The organism is Salegentibacter salarius (assembly GCF_900168265.1).
Classification (GTDB): domain Bacteria; phylum Bacteroidota; class Bacteroidia; order Flavobacteriales; family Flavobacteriaceae; genus Salegentibacter; species Salegentibacter salarius.
In genome coordinates this window covers 25,185-44,591 of sequence record NZ_FVZF01000028.1, presented here as the reverse complement: position 1 = coordinate 44,591, position 19,407 = coordinate 25,185, and the positions used below count along the sequence as shown (strand labels likewise).

The 19,407-nt window shown below is 37.1% G+C and carries 22 protein-coding genes; 9 read left to right on the top strand and 13 right to left on the bottom strand.

Going from position 1 to position 19,407, the window contains the following annotated elements; genetic code table 11:
• Window positions 1-21: 21 nt before the first annotated feature.
• Together B5440_RS13725 and B5440_RS13720 are read left to right on the top strand one after the other, a co-directional pair.
• Complete coding sequence (locus B5440_RS13725; protein ID WP_070054365.1) at window positions 22-1,725, top strand: sodium:solute symporter family protein; 1,704 nt, start codon at window positions 22-24, stop codon at window positions 1,723-1,725.
• Between the two features lie 76 nt (window positions 1,726-1,801).
• Window positions 1,802-2,770: a Gfo/Idh/MocA family protein gene (locus B5440_RS13720; protein WP_070054364.1), complete on the top strand. Its 969-nt coding sequence runs from the start codon at window positions 1,802-1,804 to the stop codon at window positions 2,768-2,770.
• 156 nt (window positions 2,771-2,926) lie between these two features.
• On the opposite strand, the gene trxB is transcribed toward B5440_RS13720, so the two are convergent.
• Window positions 2,927-3,919: a thioredoxin-disulfide reductase gene (trxB, locus tag B5440_RS13715; RefSeq protein WP_070054363.1), complete on the bottom strand. Its 993-nt coding sequence runs from the start codon at window positions 3,917-3,919 to the stop codon at window positions 2,927-2,929.
• 248 nt (window positions 3,920-4,167) lie between these two features.
• On the opposite strand from trxB, the gene B5440_RS13710 reads away from it, so the two are divergent.
• Window positions 4,168-4,797 (top strand): trimeric intracellular cation channel family protein, encoded by a 630-nt coding sequence (locus tag B5440_RS13710; protein ID WP_070054362.1) that lies wholly within the window; start codon window positions 4,168-4,170, stop codon window positions 4,795-4,797.
• A gap of 26 nt (window positions 4,798-4,823) precedes the next feature.
• On the opposite strand, the gene B5440_RS13705 is transcribed toward B5440_RS13710, so the two are convergent.
• From B5440_RS13705 to B5440_RS13680, 7 genes are all read right to left on the bottom strand, one after another.
• Window positions 4,824-5,237 (bottom strand): YeeE/YedE family protein, encoded by a 414-nt coding sequence (locus tag B5440_RS13705; protein ID WP_070054361.1) that lies wholly within the window; start codon window positions 5,235-5,237, stop codon window positions 4,824-4,826.
• A gap of 9 nt (window positions 5,238-5,246) precedes the next feature.
• Complete coding sequence (locus B5440_RS13700) at window positions 5,247-5,804, bottom strand: YeeE/YedE family protein (RefSeq protein WP_070054360.1); 558 nt, start codon at window positions 5,802-5,804, stop codon at window positions 5,247-5,249.
• A 140-nt stretch (window positions 5,805-5,944) separates the two neighbouring features.
• Window positions 5,945-6,847: an NAD(P)-dependent oxidoreductase gene (locus B5440_RS13695; protein ID WP_070054359.1), complete on the bottom strand. Its 903-nt coding sequence runs from the start codon at window positions 6,845-6,847 to the stop codon at window positions 5,945-5,947.
• Window positions 6,838-6,984, bottom strand: coding sequence for a hypothetical protein (locus B5440_RS15565; RefSeq protein ID WP_157823646.1), 147 nt, complete (start codon window positions 6,982-6,984; stop codon window positions 6,838-6,840). Before B5440_RS15565 ends, B5440_RS13695 begins: the two co-directional genes overlap by 10 nt.
• 48 nt (window positions 6,985-7,032) lie before the next feature.
• Window positions 7,033-8,574: an acyl-CoA carboxylase subunit beta gene (locus B5440_RS13690; RefSeq protein WP_070054358.1), complete on the bottom strand. Its 1,542-nt coding sequence runs from the start codon at window positions 8,572-8,574 to the stop codon at window positions 7,033-7,035.
• A gap of 131 nt (window positions 8,575-8,705) precedes the next feature.
• Window positions 8,706-10,148, bottom strand: coding sequence for an acetyl-CoA carboxylase biotin carboxylase subunit (accC, locus tag B5440_RS13685; protein ID WP_070054357.1), 1,443 nt, complete (start codon window positions 10,146-10,148; stop codon window positions 8,706-8,708).
• Between the two features lie 35 nt (window positions 10,149-10,183).
• The gene (locus tag B5440_RS13680) at window positions 10,184-10,669 is read right to left on the bottom strand and encodes an acyl-CoA carboxylase biotin carboxyl carrier protein subunit (protein ID WP_070054356.1); all 486 of its coding nucleotides are present in this window, start codon (window positions 10,667-10,669) and stop codon (window positions 10,184-10,186) included.
• Between the two features lie 166 nt (window positions 10,670-10,835).
• On the opposite strand from B5440_RS13680, the gene B5440_RS13675 reads away from it, so the two are divergent.
• A complete protein-coding gene (locus B5440_RS13675) occupies window positions 10,836-11,249 on the top strand; it encodes a PepSY-like domain-containing protein (RefSeq protein WP_070054355.1) in 414 nt (137 codons plus the stop codon).
• 77 nt (window positions 11,250-11,326) lie between these two features.
• On the opposite strand, the gene B5440_RS13670 is transcribed toward B5440_RS13675, so the two are convergent.
• Both B5440_RS13670 and B5440_RS13665 read right to left on the bottom strand, forming a co-directional pair.
• Window positions 11,327-12,673 (bottom strand): MBL fold metallo-hydrolase, encoded by a 1,347-nt coding sequence (locus B5440_RS13670; RefSeq protein WP_070054354.1) that lies wholly within the window; start codon window positions 12,671-12,673, stop codon window positions 11,327-11,329.
• Window positions 12,674-12,693: 20 nt separating this feature from the next.
• The gene (locus B5440_RS13665; protein ID WP_070054353.1) at window positions 12,694-13,584 is read right to left on the bottom strand and encodes a sterol desaturase family protein; all 891 of its coding nucleotides are present in this window, start codon (window positions 13,582-13,584) and stop codon (window positions 12,694-12,696) included.
• Between the two features lie 303 nt (window positions 13,585-13,887).
• Here B5440_RS13665 and B5440_RS13660 point away from each other — a divergent pair, with 303 nt between their 5' ends.
• On the top strand, window positions 13,888-14,880 hold the full coding sequence (locus B5440_RS13660; protein ID WP_070054352.1) for an aldo/keto reductase: 993 nt from the start codon (window positions 13,888-13,890) through the stop codon (window positions 14,878-14,880).
• Window positions 14,881-15,120: 240 nt separating this feature from the next.
• Here B5440_RS13660 and B5440_RS13655 read toward each other — a convergent pair whose 3' ends face one another.
• From B5440_RS13655 to B5440_RS13645, 3 genes are read right to left on the bottom strand one after another with little or no spacing between them, the layout of a single operon-like run.
• Window positions 15,121-16,359 carry an MFS transporter gene (locus B5440_RS13655; RefSeq protein WP_070054351.1) on the bottom strand — a complete coding sequence of 413 codons (1,239 nt, stop codon included), beginning with the start codon at window positions 16,357-16,359 and terminating at the stop codon, window positions 15,121-15,123.
• Between the two features lie 15 nt (window positions 16,360-16,374).
• A complete protein-coding gene (locus B5440_RS13650; RefSeq protein WP_141728129.1) occupies window positions 16,375-17,136 on the bottom strand; it encodes a hypothetical protein in 762 nt (253 codons plus the stop codon).
• Complete coding sequence (locus B5440_RS13645) at window positions 17,037-17,597, bottom strand: hypothetical protein (protein ID WP_070054349.1); 561 nt, start codon at window positions 17,595-17,597, stop codon at window positions 17,037-17,039. Before B5440_RS13645 ends, B5440_RS13650 begins: the two co-directional genes overlap by 100 nt.
• Before the next feature lie 138 nt (window positions 17,598-17,735).
• Between B5440_RS13645 and B5440_RS13640 the strand changes: the two genes are divergently transcribed.
• From B5440_RS13640 to B5440_RS13625, 4 genes are read left to right on the top strand one after another with little or no spacing between them, the layout of a single operon-like run.
• Window positions 17,736-18,032: a hypothetical protein gene (locus B5440_RS13640; protein WP_070054348.1), complete on the top strand. Its 297-nt coding sequence runs from the start codon at window positions 17,736-17,738 to the stop codon at window positions 18,030-18,032.
• A 60-nt stretch (window positions 18,033-18,092) separates the two neighbouring features.
• Window positions 18,093-18,500, top strand: coding sequence for a DoxX family protein (locus B5440_RS13635; protein ID WP_070054347.1), 408 nt, complete (start codon window positions 18,093-18,095; stop codon window positions 18,498-18,500).
• 30 nt (window positions 18,501-18,530) lie between these two features.
• On the top strand, window positions 18,531-18,947 hold the full coding sequence (locus B5440_RS13630) for a DsrE family protein (protein ID WP_070054346.1): 417 nt from the start codon (window positions 18,531-18,533) through the stop codon (window positions 18,945-18,947).
• Window positions 18,948-18,979: 32 nt separating this feature from the next.
• Window positions 18,980-19,399, top strand: a complete 420-nt coding sequence (locus tag B5440_RS13625; RefSeq protein ID WP_232756020.1) for a DsrE family protein — start codon at window positions 18,980-18,982, stop codon at window positions 19,397-19,399.
• The last annotated feature ends 8 nt before the right edge of the window (window positions 19,400-19,407 follow it).

The following is a 19,407-nucleotide window of genomic DNA, read 5'->3' as shown; positions in this document are numbered from 1 at the left end:
TAATGTCCCTATTCTCATAATATGCAATTAATAGACTGGATAATTCTTCTTGGTACCCTGGCTTTTATTGTAACCTACGGGGTTTATAAAACCCGAAATAATAAAGGCGCCCAGGATTATATTCGTGGTGGTAGCGAAACCCGTTGGTGGACCATCGGACTTTCTACTATGGCCACACAAGCTAGTGCGATCACTTTCCTTTCTACACCTGGACAGGCCTTTCACGATGGGATGGGTTTTGTACAATTTTATTTTGGGTTGCCACTGGCGATGGTGGTGGTTTGTATGTTTTTTATTCCAATTTATAAAAGGCTTAATGTATACACAGCTTACGAATATTTAGAATCCCGTTTCGACAGAAAAACGAGAACTTTAACCGCAATTTTATTCTTAATACAGCGAGGTCTCGCCGCCGGGCTTACCATTTTCGCACCGGCCATAATCTTATCGGCGGTTTTAGGTTGGAATCTTTCTGGACTTACTGTTCTTATAGGTTCCCTGGTAATTATTTATACCGTTGCTGGCGGTACCACAGCGGTTAGTGTGACCCATAAACAGCAAATGGCTGTAATCCTTACCGGGATGTTTGCCGCGTTTTTTATTATTTTAAGCTATTTACCCGAAAATATTAATTTTAATAATGCCCTGGAAATCGCGGGTGCCAGCGGTAAAATGGATATCCTCGATTTCTCTTTCGATTTTGAAAACCGTTATACTTTTTGGAGTGGGATTATTGGTGGTGGCTTTCTAGCACTTTCTTATTTTGGAACAGATCAAAGCCAGGTGCAACGCTATTTAAGCGGAAGATCAGTCAAAGAAAGCAGAATGGGAATGATTATGAACGGAATGCTAAAAGTGCCGTTACAGTTCTTTATTTTGCTGGTTGGTGTCATGGTTTTTGTATTTTATCAATTCAACAATGCACCACTCAATTTTAATCCCGCCGCGACTGAAACCGTTCTGAATTCAGATTATGGCAATCAATATGAAGATTTAATGCAGGAGCACGATGCGCTTCAGCAGAAAAAACAGAATCTACATTTCCAATTTGCAGAAAACAACGATTTTACCCCTGCCAATAATTCATCTTACCGTGAAAACCTAGCTTCTTTAAATGCTTCTGAAAGAGAAACCAGGCAAAAAGCAAGAGACTTAATTGATGCTTCCGATAAAGACGCCGAAAGCAACGACAAAGATTATGTTTTCATCCATTTTATACTGAATAATCTCCCACGAGGATTAATTGGTTTACTTCTGGCAGTAATCCTTTCTGCCGCGATGTCTTCTACCGCCTCAGAATTAAACGCATTATCCTCCACTACTTCTATAGATCTTTACAAAAGAAGCCGGCGAACAGAACAATCTGATCAACATTACGTAAAAGCTTCGAAGTGGTTTACACTGCTTTGGGGACTTATAGCCATTGCTTTTGCGAGCTTTGCCAATTTGTTTGATAATCTTATTCAGCTGGTAAATATCATAGGCTCTATTTTCTACGGAAATGTGCTGGGTATATTTTTACTCGCCTTTTTTATAAAAATCGTAAATAGTAATTCGGTGTTTATCGCAGCAATAATCACACAAATTTTAATTATTATCATTTTTACATTTGATGTTATGCCTTATTTATGGCTCAATTTAGCGGGATGCTTGCTAGTTATAGCACTTGCTTTAATCCTGGAATTATTTATAAAAACACCAGAACACAAAATTAAAAGGACATAGCCAATAATGGTTATTTCGTAAATTGTTAGATCAATAAGAACCAATATCTATAACTCGGGAATAAAATCTATTTGAGATGAAAACAATAAAATGGGGCATTCTTGGCCTTGGTAAAATAGCCGGAAAATTCGCAACTGGATTAAAAGATGTGGAAGGAGCAGAACTATATGCTGTAGCAAGCCGATCTAAATCTAAAGCAGTGGATTTTGTCAAAGAATATAGCGCCACAAAATCGTTTTCCAGCTACGAAGCGATGTTAAAAGATGATGAATTAGATGTCGTGTATATCGCCACACCACACGTTTTTCATCATCAACAAACCTTACTCTGTTTAGATCATAAAAAGGCGGTTTTATGCGAAAAACCTTTCGCGATTAATAAGAAACAAGTTGAAGAAATGATCGCCAAGGCCAAAAAAGAAAAAGTGTTTATTATGGAGGCGATGTGGACAAAATTTCTTCCGCATTTTAATTTCGTACTTGACCTAATAGAGTCAGAGAAATATGGTAAGATCAAAAACCTGAAAGCCGATTTTGGCTTTCCGGCGCCGGTAGATCTGGATAAGCGACTTTACAACAAGAACCTGGGTGGCGGCAGTTTGCTAGATATTGGAATCTATCCTATTTTCATGGCGATGAGTGCCCTGGGAACTCCTGAAAATATTCAGGCAAGTGCTAAGTTTAGTGAAACCGGTATCGATACCGAATGTGATATGGTTTTTGAATATAAAAACGGTGTTGAAGCTGAGCTGGGAAGTTCTATTATAAAGCAAACCCCTACTGCGGCTATTATTCAGTTTGAAAAAGCTACAATTACACTAAACACCAGGTTTCATGAACCTACCAGCGTAAGTATTCAAACTCCGGAAGGTGAAAAAACCAAAGAGTTTAAAGTGAATTCCAACGGATATAATTTTGAAGCTGAACACGTTCAAAAAATGCTGCTGGAAGGTAAAACCGAAAGCACCCAAATGACCTTCGAAAAAAGTTTGCAGTTAATTGAGTTACTGGACAAAGTTAGAGATCAAATTGGTTTGGAATATTAAATTCATAGCTCTGCAATTCATATTTAGCTCGTCTTAGACCTCCGATAGAAATCGGAGCAGGCTCTGAAACAAGGCTGACCATAAATTTCAACCAAAAACAAAAAACCTCACAAATCTAAAAGACCTGTGAGGTTTTTTTATATAAAGTCTTAGAAATTAAGCTTCTACCTTCTTTGTAGTTTTCACTTCTTCTCCTTCTTCACTTTCAACTACGGCCAAATAACGCTCAGCATCTAAAGCGGCCATACAACCGGTTCCTGCTGCAGTTACTGCCTGGCGATAAATCTTATCCTGTACATCTCCAGAAGCAAAAACTCCCGGGATATTGGTTTTAGTAGATTTACCTTCGGTAATTAAATATCCGGTATCGTCCATCGTTAATTTATCTTTGAAGATATCGGTATTTGGTTTGTGACCAATCGCTATAAATAATCCGGTAATATCGATTTGCTCTTTTTCACCAGTTTCCTTATTCAGCATTCTAAGGCCTTCTACCACTTGTTCGCCAATTACTTCATCTACTTCTGTATTATACCGAAGATCTATATTTTTAGTACTTGTTACGCGGTGCTGCATAGCTTTAGAAGCACGCATCTGGTCACCACGAACCAACATAGTTACTTTATTACAAATATTAGCCAAATATGTTGCTTCTTCAGCAGCCGTATCTCCACCACCAACTATGGCAACATCCTGACCTTTATAGAAAAATCCGTCACAAACGGCACAAGCTGAAACTCCCCCGCCACGTAAACGTTGCTCACTAGGTAAACCAAGATATTTTGCTGTAGCGCCAGTAGAAATAATAATAGTTTCCGCTTCAACCCATTTAGAATTATCTACACAAGCCTTATGGATTCCACCTGCTTTATCGCTAAATTCAACTTCGGTCACCATTCCCATACGTACTTCGGTTCCAAAACGTTCAGCTTGCTTTTGCAAGTCCATCATCATTTTTGGCCCGTCAACACCATCAGCATAACCTGGAAAGTTATCAACCTCGGTAGTTGTGGTTAATTGCCCGCCCGGCTCAAGCCCGGTATACATTACAGGTTTAAGATCGGCTCTGGATGCATAAATTGCCGCGGTATATCCCGCAGGACCAGAACCTATGATTAAAGTTTTTATTCTTTCTATTTTATCACTCATTTTATCTTGTTTTTCTGTCTTACAAAAGTAGTAACTTTCGTTATAAACTTACATGAATCTTATTAAGATTTACTATTTAGTAATAATTCCAGGGTATAGCCTTCATTCCTAAAATAAAAATTACCGGCTTCTCATAATTAACTATACCTTTGTCTTAAAATTCTCTATCGTGAAACCCTTAGATTTTCAGGATAAATTTTTTATTTCGGGGAGTCCCCAAAAATTTTAAAATCTCGATTATCGAGTAAATGGAACTTACTTTATTCAATATACTTGATATTTTAGGAACCATCGCCTTTGCTATCTCCGGTGCATTGGCGGCTATGGACCGCCGTCTTGATCTCTTCGGTATCTTTATTATTGGTTTTGTAACTGCCATTGGTGGCGGTACATTACGGGATACTTTAATTGGCAACACGCCTGTTACATGGATGGAAAATACCATATATATTTACCTAATTGGTGTCGTGACTATTCTTGCCATCGTTTTTAGAAATAAAATTAATTACCTTAAAAAATCCCTCTTCCTCTTTGATACCATTGGTTTGGGAATTTTCACTATAACCGGCGTTGAAATAGGAATTAGAAACGATCTCGATCCCATAATTTGCATAGCCCTAGGTGCGATGACCGGTACTTTTGGAGGAGCCATACGTGATATCCTTTGTAATGAAATTCCCGTTATCTTTAGAAAGGAAATCTACGCAACTGCTTGTATTTTTGGCGGACTCGTTTTTGTAATTATGCACGATCTGGGTGTTAACCAGGATATTATTTACCTTACCACCTCGCTAATTGTGATATCAATTAGGCTAGTTGTAGTAAAATATCATATCTCACTCCCCTATTTCTATATTTCTTCGGAAAGTAAAAATTAGATTTCTACTTCTGAATTATGCTAAAATTAATGCGGAAGTTTCTTCCGAAGCAATCCGTACAAAAAAGTACCTAAAAGTGATCCTGCAAATACAATTAATATTGGCATAAATCCTGCGCCAATTAAAGTAAAAATAGGTCCCGGACAGGCTCCTGCAAGCGCCCAACCTAATCCAAAGATAATCCCACCATACATATAACGGCTAAAACTTTTTTCCTTCGGAATAAATGTTATTCGCTGCCCGAAAAAAGATTTCAGGTTTTTCCGTTTTATAATTTGAACGCCTATAACTCCTAAAACCAGGGCTGAACCAATAATTCCATACATATGAAATGACTGGAACTGGAACATCTCATAGATCCTAAACCAGGAAGCAGCTTCAGATTTAAACATTACGATTCCAAAAAATATACCTATCAATAAATATCCTATACTTCTCATAATTTCAATTTAAAATATTAACGGAAATAATAAATGCACCATTACCAAACCACCAATAAAAAAGCCTACTACAGCTATTAAAGAGGGTAATTGCAAATTACTTAGTCCTGAAATTGCGTGTCCTGAAGTACAACCTCCGGCATAACGCGCTCCAAAACCAATTAAGATTCCGCCAACTAATAGAATAATTAATGCTTTAATCCCGCCTACGGCTTCCCAGCTATAAAGTTCGGTAGGAAGATAAGCTTCTCCCGCACTGCTAAAGCCCAGTTCTTCGAGGGTATTAATCGTATCAGGATTAATAGCTACCGATAGATCGTTACTTAAGAAGTTTGCTCCTATAAATCCGCCAATAATAGCGCCGGTTACAACAATAAGATTCCAGCGTTGTGATTTCCAGTCAAAATCAAAAAAATCGGCTTTAGAATCTGCACCACAAAGCGTACACATCGTTCTTAGGTTGGAAGACATTCCAAAACCTTTACCGATAAAGATGAGTAAAAACATTATTAAAGCTATTAGCGGGCCCGATACATACCAGGGCCACGGCTCAAAAATCCATTCCATAGTTCTTATTTTTTTCGAAGTGCAAATTAACTAGAATTTTTCCAGTAAGACAGTAACAATTGTTACAGCCTGAAACTATAATAATAAACCCTGAAAATAAATTCAGGGTTTCAAACAATATAAATAAAGATTTTTTCTAACTAATTGCAATAAGCTTTTAAATTCTCGAACACTTTTTCTGATAGTCTTCGTTGGGTTTCGGCGCTCCAGCCTGCACTTTTCTCATGAGAAATAACTCGATTTAACCTTTTTGTATTCTCGGAAAGTGAAGCTCCACCATCGCCATCAAAAATCGCAAAGTTACCTTCGGCTTTTATCCAGTTTACAAAAGCTTTTTCCTCAAAAGCAAGCCCTAAGGAGGTGTTGATCAAAATTTTTCCTGAACCCAAGCTTTCAAATTCCTGTTCTTCCAGCAATTTAGTGTTCTTTGGCAGGTGAAGTGAGATGATTTCTGAAGTTTTCAGTAATTCGTTTAGTGGCAAATATTGAAGTCCTTTTGCCTCAAAATCTTTCTTTCTACTTCTGCTAAAATAATAAACATCCGCCCCAAGTGGCAATAGCGCTTCTGCTAACAGTTGACCAGTAGTTCCCAAACCTATAATTCCAATCTTTTTATCGGTGAGTTCTACCGGCATTTTTCGCCACTGGTTTTCACCAAAACCGTGGAGCAATTGAATTAATTCTGAAATTATAAATTCTATCACTCCGGGATCACCATAGTCAAAAATACCTTTAACGCTAATTCCTTTCTCACTTGCAAAATCTACGGCCACATTTGCCGATTCATCGTCGTAAAGGCTGCAAGCCATCCCGATGTATTTAAGATGACTACATTTTTCAATAACACTTCTTGGAATCTGGGTTTTCCAGGAAACAATTATAGCTTCCGCCTCTCCTATTCGTTCTAAAAGTTCCTTTTCTGAATCTGGACTGTCTTTAAAAACCTCAACCTCAGCTTCACTGTACTGCTGGAGTTCTTCAATAGCCCAGTCTTCTAATTTAGTATGATCTACACATACAATCTTATTAAATTTTACTCCCATTCCGGTAGTATAGTTTCATCGTAAACCTGGTTCAGTAAAATGCCATCTTCACGAATCTTTCTGGAAATTTCAAATTCCAGTTCTAACTTTTTTCTTTCGAATTTTATATTTGATGCAGTAGTTTCAGACACGCTCATTAATTTTTTTAGGTTTAGTATGTTAAATATGATTAAAAACAAGATATTCTACAAAGGAATATTTCCATGTTTTCGCTCAGGTCTCAGTACTTCTTTATTTTCCAACATACTAAAACCTTTTAATAATTTTCTACGGGTTTCTTTAGGCATAATCACTTCATCGATAAATCCGCGTTGGGCGGCTTCAAAAGGATTAGCAAAAGTTTCTGCATATTCAGCTTCTTTCTCTGCTAATTTTGCTTCACTATCTTCGGCTTCTTTAATTTCTTTCCTAAAGATTATTTCACTGGCACCTTTGGCTCCCATCACCGCAATTTCGGCAGTTGGCCAGGCAAAATTAAGATCGGCGCCAATATGCTTGGAATTCATCACATCGTAAGCCCCGCCATAAGCTTTTCGGGTAATTACGGTTACTTTTGGCACAGTGGCTTCACTTAGCGCATAAAGTAATTTAGCCCCGTTTAGAATAATCCCATTCCACTCCTGGTCTGTACCGGGTAAAAATCCTGGCACATCTACCAATACTAACAACGGAATATTGAAACAATCACAATATCGGGTGAAACGAGCGGCTTTTTTCGAAGAATCCACATCTAAAACCCCAGCCAAACTCATTGGTTGATTGGCAACGATCCCAATACTTCTTCCGCCTAAGCGAGCAAAACCAACAATAATATTATCGGCATAATCTTTATGAATTTCAAAAAATGAATCTTCATCGATTATTCCTTTAATCACCTCGTGCATGTCATAAGGTTTTGTAGAGCTATCGGGTACAATACTGTCAAGCTCTTCCCTTATTTCATCTCCTAATTTATACGGAAGTTTTTCCGGTGCCTTTTTGTTGTTCTGGGGCATATAACTCACCAGTTTCTTGATATCTTCCAGGCAGGCGATATCGTTGAAAGAAGTGATATGCGTTACTCCTGATTTTGTTGCGTGGGTAGAAGCGCCACCAAGTTCTTCTGAAGTTACTTCCTCGTTAGTCACTGTTTTCACCACATTTGGCCCGGTAACGAACATATAACTGGTATCCTGAACCATAAGTGTAAAATCTGTCATTGCCGGAGAATAAACAGCTCCACCGGCACAAGGACCCATTATCGCTGAAATCTGCGGAATTACCCCAGATGCCTTTACATTTCTATGGAAGATATCGGCATAACCACCAAGCGATTTTACGCCTTCCTGAATTCGGGCTCCACCTGAATCGTTTAAACCAATCATTGGCGCCCCAACTTTTACCGCGAGATCCATTACTTTACAAATCTTCTCTGCGTGGGTTTCAGATAAGGAACCTCCAAATACGGTAAAATCCTGGGCGAAAATATAAACCAATTTTCCGTTGATGGTCCCATAACCGGTTACCACACCATCGCCATAAAATTTCTGATCTTCCATGCCAAACCCGGTAGTTCTATGGGTTACCAGAATTCCGATTTCTTCAAAAGAACCTTCATCTAATAAATAATCAATACGTTCGCGGGCGGTAAGTTTCTTTTTTTCGTGCTGTTTAGCTATTCGTTTTTCCCCACCACCAAGGTGCGCCTGCTTAATTTTATCCTGTAACTTTTCTATATTCTGACTCATCAATATTTTTTTAACTCGATAATCGAGATTTAAATACTCCGAGGCAAGCCTCGAAATTCAAAAATTTTTCCATTTAATTCCTCGTAGATATGCCTCAAGGTAATTTACTTCAACTTAAAAAGATTGGAACATTAGTTTTGAGGTATACGCAATTGTTGTTTGTCTTCCAGATATTTTTTTAAGGCTACCAGGGCGGCAAGTTTTGCTTCTTCCTGAATTTCATCTTCAAGTTTTTCGGCGGAATAATACTTTTTTACAAAATGTGTATCAAAGTTTCCGCTTCTAAAGGCTTCGTGTTCAAAAACAAACTTACCAAAGGGAAGCGTGGTCATTACCCCTTCAACTTCATATTCCTTTATGGCTTTAATCATTAATTGAATCGCTTCTTCACGCGTTTTCCCGTAAGTAATTAACTTCGCCAACATCGGGTCGTAATAAATAGGAACTTCCATCCCTTCTTCAAAACCATTGTCTACCCGAATATTTTCTCCTTTAGGAATAGTGTATTTTTCAAGCTTTCCAACACTTGGCATAAAGTTATCCATAGGATCTTCAGCATAAACCCGAAGTTCTACCGCGTGCCCTTTAATCTTTAAATCTTCCTGAAGCAACTTTAGTTTTTCACCCCTGGCAATTTTAATTTGTTGTTCTACCAGGTCTATCCCGGTGATATATTCGGTTACGGGATGTTCTACCTGCAAACGTGTATTCATTTCCAAGAAATAGAAATTCTTATTTTCATCGAATAAAAATTCTACTGTACCGGCACCAACATAATCACAAGCCTTGGCTACTTTTACCGCAGCTTTTCCCATTTGCTTCCTCAGTTTGTCATCAAGAACAACCGAAGGAGCTTCTTCTACCACCTTTTGATGCCTACGCTGAATGCTACATTCTCGCTCAAAAAGATGAAAATAATTTCCGTGAGAATCTGCTAAAACCTGGATTTCTATATGCCTTGGGGACGAAACGTATTTCTCAATAAAAACCGAACCATCTCCAAAAGCCGATTCAGCCTCGCTAATAGCGCGCTTCATTTGATCTTCAAGATCTTTTTCTTTTTCAACAATACGCATTCCTTTTCCTCCACCACCGGCAGAGGCTTTTATTAGAATTGGAAAACCGATCTCTTTAGCAATTTTTTTAGCTTTTTCAGGATCGGTGATGGCTTCGTCTATTCCGGGAACCATTGGGATATCGTAGGCTTTAACTGCATCTTTTGCTGCAAGTTTGCTTCCCATAATCTTAATAGCCTTAGAACCTGGGCCAATCCAGGTAATGCCATTTTTCTCTACATTTTCTGCGAAACCGGCATTTTCACTTAAAAAACCATAACCGGGATGAATCCCGTCTACGCCTAATTCTTTTGCTACTTCAATTATTTTATCGCCTTTTAGATAAGATTCGTTAGAAGGAGCTTCTCCTATGCAAACCGCCTCGTCGGCAAATTTTACGTGAGGTGCATTCCTATCCGCTTTAGAAAAAACGGCCACGGTTTTAATTCCCATCTTTTGAATGGTTTTCATTACCCGAAGCGCAATCTCTCCCCTATTGGCTACTAATATTTTTTTCATTTTAATGATTTTGAATTTGGATTCTGTTAATTGAATTATTCCATTTCAATTAACAACTGATTCTTTTCTACCGTTTCCCCTTTTTTGATCGAAACAGATTTAACCACACCGTCCCTGGGGGCAGTAAGTGTGTTCTCCATTTTCATCGCTTCTAAAACGAGCAAGTAGTCACCTTCCTGCACTTCAGCACCTTCTTCTACGTTAACTTCCAGAATAAGTCCCGGCATTGGTGCTTTAATGTCATTGATCATTTGTGCACTGCCAAGGGAAAGTCCCATCTCTTCAATAAGCAAATCCAGCTCGTTAGAAATAGCTACTTTATAAGTATTGGAGTTGATCTTAATATCATATTGTCGCTGAAGAAAATTTTCGGTAAAAACCTCAGCTTTAAAACTGCGATTTTCCTTTAGTAGGTGGTAATGCTTATCTCCAATTTCCTGAGTATCTAAAGAAGTAATTTGGTCTTTGGTAAATTCAAATTCATAAGAATCATTAACCTTAACCTTATATTTTTTTTCCATATTTCGTTGTTTTCAAATCTAATTTGAAGCTTGTTTTGTAAATATAGAAAATCGTTTGAAATTAGTTTTAAGATAAATCAGAATTACGGGATATAAATTCACAAAAAATTAAAATAAACCTGAATTACATTTCTTATTTTAGATTTAAACCAAAAAACTAAGAATTATGAAAAAATTATTTATAACAGGCTTATTAATGTTTTTCGGATTCACTTTTGGGCATGCTCAAAAATCTGAATTACCCGAAATGGTATCGGCCTATGTTTCGCAACTTTTTCCGAATGAAAAAATTAAAACAGTAGAAGTTGATAAAGAAGACAATTGGGAAACTTATGAAGTTAAAATGTCTGGAGGCACCGAACTTAGTTTCGACCAGAATAACCAGCCTACTGAGATAAAATGTAAAAACGGAATTCCCGCATCAGCATTACCGCTTAATATTGCGGGTTACGTGACTAAAAACCATCCTAATATTAAAATTGTAGAATATGAAATGGATGAAGAAGGACACGAAGTTGAACTGGAAAATGGAGATGAACTAGAATTTGATTCAGAAGGAAATTTTGTAAAACTGGATTAACAGGTTTTTCCTATTAAATTAAAAAATCCCCGTAGAGATATTCTACGGGGATTTTTGATTAAATAAGTACCTAAAAATTACTTGTCGTTAAATTCTTTAATCGCTTCGCTTAGATCGTACACTTTGGTATTCTTAAATTTATTTTCAAGAATACTGCTTCCAGCCGCAGAGCGATATCCACCGGCACAGTGCACCATAAATGGCTTATCTTCCGGTAACTCATCGGCACGGTCTCTTAGCTCGTTTAAAGGAATTGTCTCAGCATTTTCAAATATTTTACCTTCAGCAAGTTCTCCTGCATTTCTAATATCTACAATAGTATATTTATCCTTGTTTTCTTTGAAATCCTTTAGATCAAAATCATCTGAAGATTTAGAAACTTTTTCAGATAAAGTAAGAACACCTTTCATTTGCTTTTCGTAGCCTACTTTTGCTGTTCTTTCCAACAGCTCATCAATTTGATCTACGCTATTAACTACCAGGTAAAACTCTTCGTTTGGTTTGATGATAGCTCCCAACCAGGTTTCATATTTATCACTTTCTGATCTAGCCATAATATTGATACTGTTTGGCAAATGTCCATTTTTATAAGCATCACCATCTCGAGCATCTACTATGGTCTTTCCTTCTTCTGGTGCTGCATCTACATAAAGCTTTACTGGCACTTCATATTTCGCTTTCTGCACGTTTAGAGCTCCATTTCTATTTAGGTCTACATTGAAACCGAAATAAGCAGGAATAAAAGGCTGATCTTTTAAGATCTCTTCCACAAACTCTTCTTCGGTCTGATCTTTAAATGCCCAGTTTCCCTGGCGCTCATTTCCAAGTGTGCTGGAAGAAGCATCACTCATATTCTTCCCACAAAGCGAACCTGCCCCGTGAGCTGGATAAATTATTGTATCGTCTGGCAAATCGTTGAATTTGGTCTGCATCGTGTTATACATTTGCTTTGCAAGTTCTACACGTTTTGCCTTCATATTACCGGCTTTTTCACGTAAATCTGGTCTACCCACATTTCCTATAAAAAGGGTATCTCCACTAAACATAGCCGTTTCTCCTTTTTCTTCAGCAATAAAAGTTAAACTGTCTGGCGAGTGACCAGGTGTATGTAAAGCTTTTACACTTATACTTCCTATTTTCACCTCATCACCTTCATCAAAAGGAGTGTGCGGGTAATCTACCCCAACTTTTTCACTAATATAGATTTTAGCACCTGTTTCTTCCTGAATTTGTAAATGTCCACTTACAAAATCGGCGTGTGGGTGCGTTTCAAAAACTGCAACAATCTTTGCGTCGTTATCTTCAGCATATTTGTAATACTGCATAGGATTACGGCTGGGATCTACCACTGCCATTTCTCCATTACTTACAAAGGCATAAGAATAATGCGCCAGGGGTTCGTCTTTAAATTGTTTTATTTTCATTTTATGTCTCTTTTTAATTATTAAGTTGATTTCTGTATGTTCTTCTTTTTAAATGGAAAAGTCATCTGACTTTTAAAATCTTCAGGAAATTCCTCATCTCCTTCAAAACCAAGTTCTATATTTTTTCCTTCCTGCGGAATATATGCCGTACCAAACAAATAATCCCAAAGACTAAGGCTTAAGCCAAAATTCATCCCGTATGGTCTATTTTCCGGAAGCGCTTTAGAGTGATGCCAGATATGCATTTTTGGATTATTAATAAGATAACCAAAAATACCGTAATTCCAGCCCACATTGGCGTGGTTTAAATGTCCAATAAACACTGCGAACATATGTACCACAAAAAATTGCTGAATCCCAAAACCTATCATTGCAAGAGGAATATACTGCACCGATTTATAGATTACAGTTTCCATAAAATGAAACCTAAACTGCGCAGCAAACCCCATTTCTTTAACACTGTGATGTACTTTATGAAATTCCCAAAGCCAGGGCTGCTTGTGCAATTGGCGATGAACATTCCACTGTATAAAATCTGCGATCACAAACATAATGAGCAGCTGCACCCAAACCGGGAAATTTTGCACTTCTATGGCTACAATATTAGTAACTCCAAAAAGGCCCAGGAAATCATTAAATAGTTCTACGGCAACATTAGAGATCGCATTATAACCAACTAGCGAAAACAGGAAAAAATTAAATAAAATATAGAATGTATCCAACCAGAATCCTTTCCGAAAAATCTTTTGATCTTTCCTCCAGGGAATTACAATCTCCAATACCCAAACTAACAGCGACAATCCTATAAGCCAATAAAAATAATTGGTCCACGAAGGATTGCTAATTTCATTTACCAGGTAATTGAAGTACCCGGTAAAGGAATTGGCTATTATGTTAAAGTACTTTTCCAGACTGTTTTAATTTCTTGAGGCAAAAATATAATAATCCTGCACTTCAGGCAGTAACTTTTGTTACAGTTGCTAATTAGCAAATTAGTAAAAAACTTCGGAACAAGCTCACGCAGCATTATTGAAAAATATTATTTGATTTCGAGGAAAGCTTTGGAACATTTAATCTCGATTATCGAGTAAAAAAATATTTTTAGTAGACCTTAACATTCTTAAACGATGTAGTGTTAGCTTACGTTAAATACTCAATATTTCAGTCATTTCTGCTTAATTTTAATTCAGAATAAAGAACCAAAAAAGACGATTATGAGTAAGATGAAATTGAAATACAAGTATGGTTTAGGCGGTGTGGCCATAGGTCACGGCTTTAAACCTATAAGTAATGAGCAGGCAGAATCAACATTAAAAGCTGCCTGGGAGGCAGGTGTAAGATATTACGATACTTCTCCCTGGTACGGGCTTGGCTTAAGTGAAAGACGGTTTGGCCACTTTTTAAGCAGTAAAAAAAGGGAGGATTATGTTCTTTCTACTAAAGTAGGCAGGGTTTTAAAAGCAACTAAAAACATCCCCGAAGTAATGTGGCAAAAGCCTTCCCCTTTTGATTATAAATACGACTATTCTGCAGAAGCCGTGAGACGTTCTGTAGAAGATAGTTTACAGAGATTAGGAGTAGCTTATTTAGACTATGCCTTTATCCACGACCTTTCTCCAGATCATAATGGAGAATACGAAGATGGAGTAACCTGGGAAGATCATTTTGAAGTGGCAAAAAATGGCGCTATGCCAGAGCTTGAAAAGATGAAAGAAGAAGGCTTGATCAAAGCCTGGGGACTTGGAGTAAATACCATAGATCCTATTTTAAAAACCCTGGAGGTTGCCAAACCAGATGTATTCCTTTCAGCTATACAGTATTCTTTAGTACATCATAAAGATGCCTTAGAGCGTTTATTGCCGGCTATTAAACAAAGCGATGCTACTTTAATAAATGCCGCTCCTTTTAACGCCGGACTTCTTACGGGCCAAGAACGTTATAATTATGGCGGGGAAATGCCTGAAGATATTAGCGATCGTTATAAAAAGATTTTGAAAGTTGCTGAAAAGCATAATGTAAACCTTGTAGCGGCATCATTACAGTTTTCTTTAGCACCAAAAGCGGCAGATACCGTGCTGGCGGGTGCAAGTAAACCCGAACAGGTTCAGGAAAATATAAAAGCCCTGGAAGAAAAAATTCCTGCTGAATTCTGGTCTGATTTAAAACAGGAAAACTTAATTGAACAAAAAGCAGAAGTACCAGCTTAAAAAATAAAAGCCACGAATTCACGAATTATTTATTTTTCGTGAATTCGTGGCTTATTAATTTATAGTCTCAGAGAGGCAATTTTGAAAAATTACTTTTTGTGGCAGCATTTAATGCTGCATAATATTTCTTACGATCATTTTTTAAAATTATGGCCGGGGGGAAAGCCTTCTTTCATTAAAATGAGGTTCATCGCTATTTATCATCGGATAACATTATAATTAATCTACCCTATATTAATATTATTTTTTCATTTTAAGTAATTTAATAGCTTTATTATCATTATAACCCATTCGAAGAAAAATAATTCCGGCTGAAATTAAAGTTAGAATCCCAATTAACATAATCGCCGCTTCAATACTTACCAAATCCGCAATTACCCCTGTTAAGATAGCTCCTATCGCGTATCCCAGGTCACGCCAAAGTCTAAAAACACCAATACTCTTTGCACGATCCTGAGGATGGGTACTATCGGCGATGGTTGCGAGAAATGTCGGATAAACCATTGCGGTTCCCCAACCCAGTAAAAAAGAAAGTATCACAAAATGAGTCATTGATTCAGCCCAAACTAAAATTATCAGAACTATGGCCTGTAAAAGCATTCCTATAAACAGCATATCTTTTTTGCTGAAAATATCGGCCATTCTTCCGGTAAACAGTTGGCCTATTCCCCAAACTGCAGGATAAAGTGCGGTAACAATTCCTATTTCTTCAAGGTTAAAACCTTTTCCAGAAAGTAAAATTGGAAATAGGCCCCAGGCCATTCCATCATTCAAATTATTGATTAGCCCAGCCTGACTAACGGAACCAAGGTTTTTATCTTTCCAGGTTGTATCCCAGAAAATATTTTTCAATCGCAACATATCGCTGCTTCCCTCCTCTTTTGCAACGTGGTGTCGCGTATCTTTAATTAGGAATATACTAAAGAGTAAACCCAGAATCATAAGTCCAATTCCCAGGTAGAAAGGATATGGCCTAATGCCATATTCTGAAGCGACCCAACCCGTAAGAAAAGCTACAACAGCTACTGCAAAATATCCGGCAAATTCATTTAATCCCATGGCAAAACCCCGCTGCTTTTCACCCACCAGGTCAATCTTCATCACTACGGTACTACTCCAGGCCAATCCCTGGTTTATTCCAAGTAAAACATTGGCGGCGATTATCCAGTTCCAGTTTTCAGCATAAATCAGGATAAACGGAATTGGAATGGCAAAAATCCATCCTAAAACCAACAAGTTTTTCCTTCCAAACCTGTTGGCCAATGCGCCGGCGTAATAATTAGAAATAGCCTTTACCACTCCAAAAACTACGATAAATGACAAAATAGCACTGGTGGCGGCAATACCGAATTCCTTCTCAGCAATTTCGGGCAAAATACTACGTTCCAGCCCTACCATCCCGCCAACAAAGGCATTCACCAATACCAATAAACTAAATTGCTTCCAGTTCTCTTTTAATCCTAATTTTATATTTTTCATTCGTGTTTTATAACTTTAAAAACTGAAATTGGTAACAAAGTTTAACTGGTTAAAATTACTTCTGTTAAATATACTTTCTGCATCGGTATGGTTTTGATTTCTCCTATAAACCCATAAGATATCAAAACTCAATCCTTCAAAAAAACCCTTTGCCTGGTAATTTAAGTGACTATTTACCTGAAAAGACTCATCAACATTATATTTATTGAATTCAAAGTCATCAACTTTGGCGCCCCTAACTTGCTGCATTTCTATTCCAATATTAAAATCATCTCCAGGTAACCGGTATTCGGTTTTTAAAACAAAAACATCAACATCTCCCATTTCTTCCAATCGGGATCGTGAAATTGAAGTATAAAAGCGATCTCTCCCTAATTCCTTCGGAAATAAAAACCGGCCGGTATCAAAAGCGTGGGTATAGGCAAAAGCCAATTTAAATCCGGCTTGGTCCCAACCCAATTGCGAGCTTAGTACCTGCCCGTTTTCTCCGGGTTGTACATATCTATTCCTATAATTTAGATCTTCATTGTAGGCAAAAGGAGTTTGATAAACATATTGAACGCCAAAGTTAAAACCAGCAGGATTATACGCAACTTGCGCCCAAATTGTATTCATTACTTTATCCTGGTAAAAATCATACAAATTAAGTTGGAAATCCTTTTTACTTAAATTATAGTTTATGATCCCAATTCCAGAAGAAGGATAAAAATTATGGTAGTTGGCCTTTTCTCCGTTGGGTTGATAGCCGTTATAAAAAAGACCGAGTGCATCATCCAAAGCAAACCATTTAATCGTAGAACGAGGGGCAACCACTTAGCATATTTTCCCGTTACTGGGTCTTCCCTACCCAAATCGCTCCCAAAGCTTTTGTAGGTGAAACTCCCTTTTGCTCCAAGTTGAAAACCATAATAATTTCCGGTAGTAAGACCAACTGTGGCACCTGTTGCATTGCTATAATAGTCTTTTAGATCTCCCCTATTTATTGTGTTCATATAGAAATTTCTAATATTCCCACTAAGTGCTGCGTTGTAAAAAATATCTTGCAGGTGAAAACGTTCTTCTTCTGGTTGCTCATTAATTTGAGCATTAAGATTTAAGCTCAACATTAAAACAATGAGAAAAGAAAGTTTATCGAGGTCTTGCAAAACAAAATTTTTCAGGTTTGGAGTGCAAAATTCCTGAATAATAAAGGCAGCCGCAGTAACAAGGATTACTTTTAAAATTAAGCTTTGTAACATAAGTCACTTCCATTCCAAAATCTTCTAATTATCTTCGCCCATGTTTTAAGAACCTAAACTTGCCCTTCTCTTATAATAGTGAGATTCAAAACTTACATAGCAATTTTATTCACTGTAGTTTTCTTCGGAAAATTCCTAATGCTAGACGCAAAAGTGCTTAATAGTGTTTTGAATTCTGAAGGCATTGCGCTGGTAAATCCGTTTTGTAAGAAAAATGATCAGCAAACAGCCGGTGATAATATTTTAAGCCAGGATTCTTCTGTTTTGGTTATAAGTAGTGATGCAATATGTAATTCTTTCTTTTTTATTACAAATCCAGAATTCCAGGAAAATGAGGTTGAAGACAATTTTCACGACTTCAATTATTTGAATCCGGCTATAATTTCCATTTACTTTTCTAAAGATTATCCGCCTCCAAAGGCATTAGTGGCATAAACATATATAATTCCGAATATAACTTCGGAAGATATTTTTATTCACTAATTCTTAATCAAAATGAATTCACAAATTTTAGTGAGTCGTCGCTCTATACAATTGTTACGGGTGATGCTCAGCGGGATATTTCTCGTAGCCAGTTTACACCATTTATTCAATATTGAAAAAACGGTAAATAGAATTGACCAGGCCAGTTTCAAAGGAATCGCCTATTTTTTCGGAAATCCGGAATTACTGGTAATTCTCTCTGGCGTGATTATGCTTACTGCGGGTCTTGGCCTTCTTATAGGTTTCAAAACTCGCTGGACAGCCATAATTCTACTGGCAGTTTTAATTCCCATTACCCTTACCGTGCAGGTAGGACAAATTACAACACTGGGGCCGCTTTTTAAAAATATTGCAATAGCCGGCGGACTCCTGTTTTTTATCCTCAACGATTTTAAAGATCAACAAACAACAAAAATATAATCGGCTGTTTCAGCCATCAAAATTCAAAAAATGAAAAAATCAATTTTAATCTTTACAGCTTTTTTTATGCTGTTTTCAATAACAACAAATTCACAAAATCACAATCCTGAAAAGAATAATTATGTGGTTTTAACCAAGAAAATTCCGCAGTTACAACCCATTCTAATTACTGCGGAAGAATTACAGGCAGAAGATGCACATCATTTTGGTGATTTCCAGGTTATTGTTTGCGGCCAGACCGTAAAAGGCTTAACCGATAAAGAACAAATGCAAAAGTTTATCCAGCGAGCCAAAAAAGCTAATGTGGCGCTTAAAGCCTGTGGATTTTCCCTCAAAAAATTTGGTGTAGATCCTAAAGAAATTCCATCTGAAATGGAAGTTGTTGAGAATGGAATTCTATATGATTTTCAACTTCAGAAAAAAGGATATTTCAGTATAGAGCTTTAAAAAAAGTATTCTAAATCATATAAAATATCAAGATGATGAAAAAAATAGGAATTCTAATCTTAGTCTTTATGCTAGGCGTTTCAGGTTTTGCCCAAACAAAAACAGGAATTGAGAAGAATAATTATGTAGTCTCTACTTCCAAAATTCCACAGTTAGAGCCAATAATCCTTACTGCTGAAGCACTGAAACAAGAAGATGGTCACAAATTTGGTGATTTTCAGATAGTCCTTTATGGACGAAATGTTAAGGAGCTTACAGATAAAGAGAAGATGAACAACTACGTAAAAAAAGCTAAAGCTGCGGGCGTAGAGATCAAGGTTTGTAAACTCTCAATAAACTATTTAAAAATTGATAAAAAAGATTTACATCCCTACATAAAAGTAGTAGACCACGCCTTTACGCATCTTTTACAATTACAAAAGAATAAGAACTATTACAGTATAGAGCTATAAAAAGATAA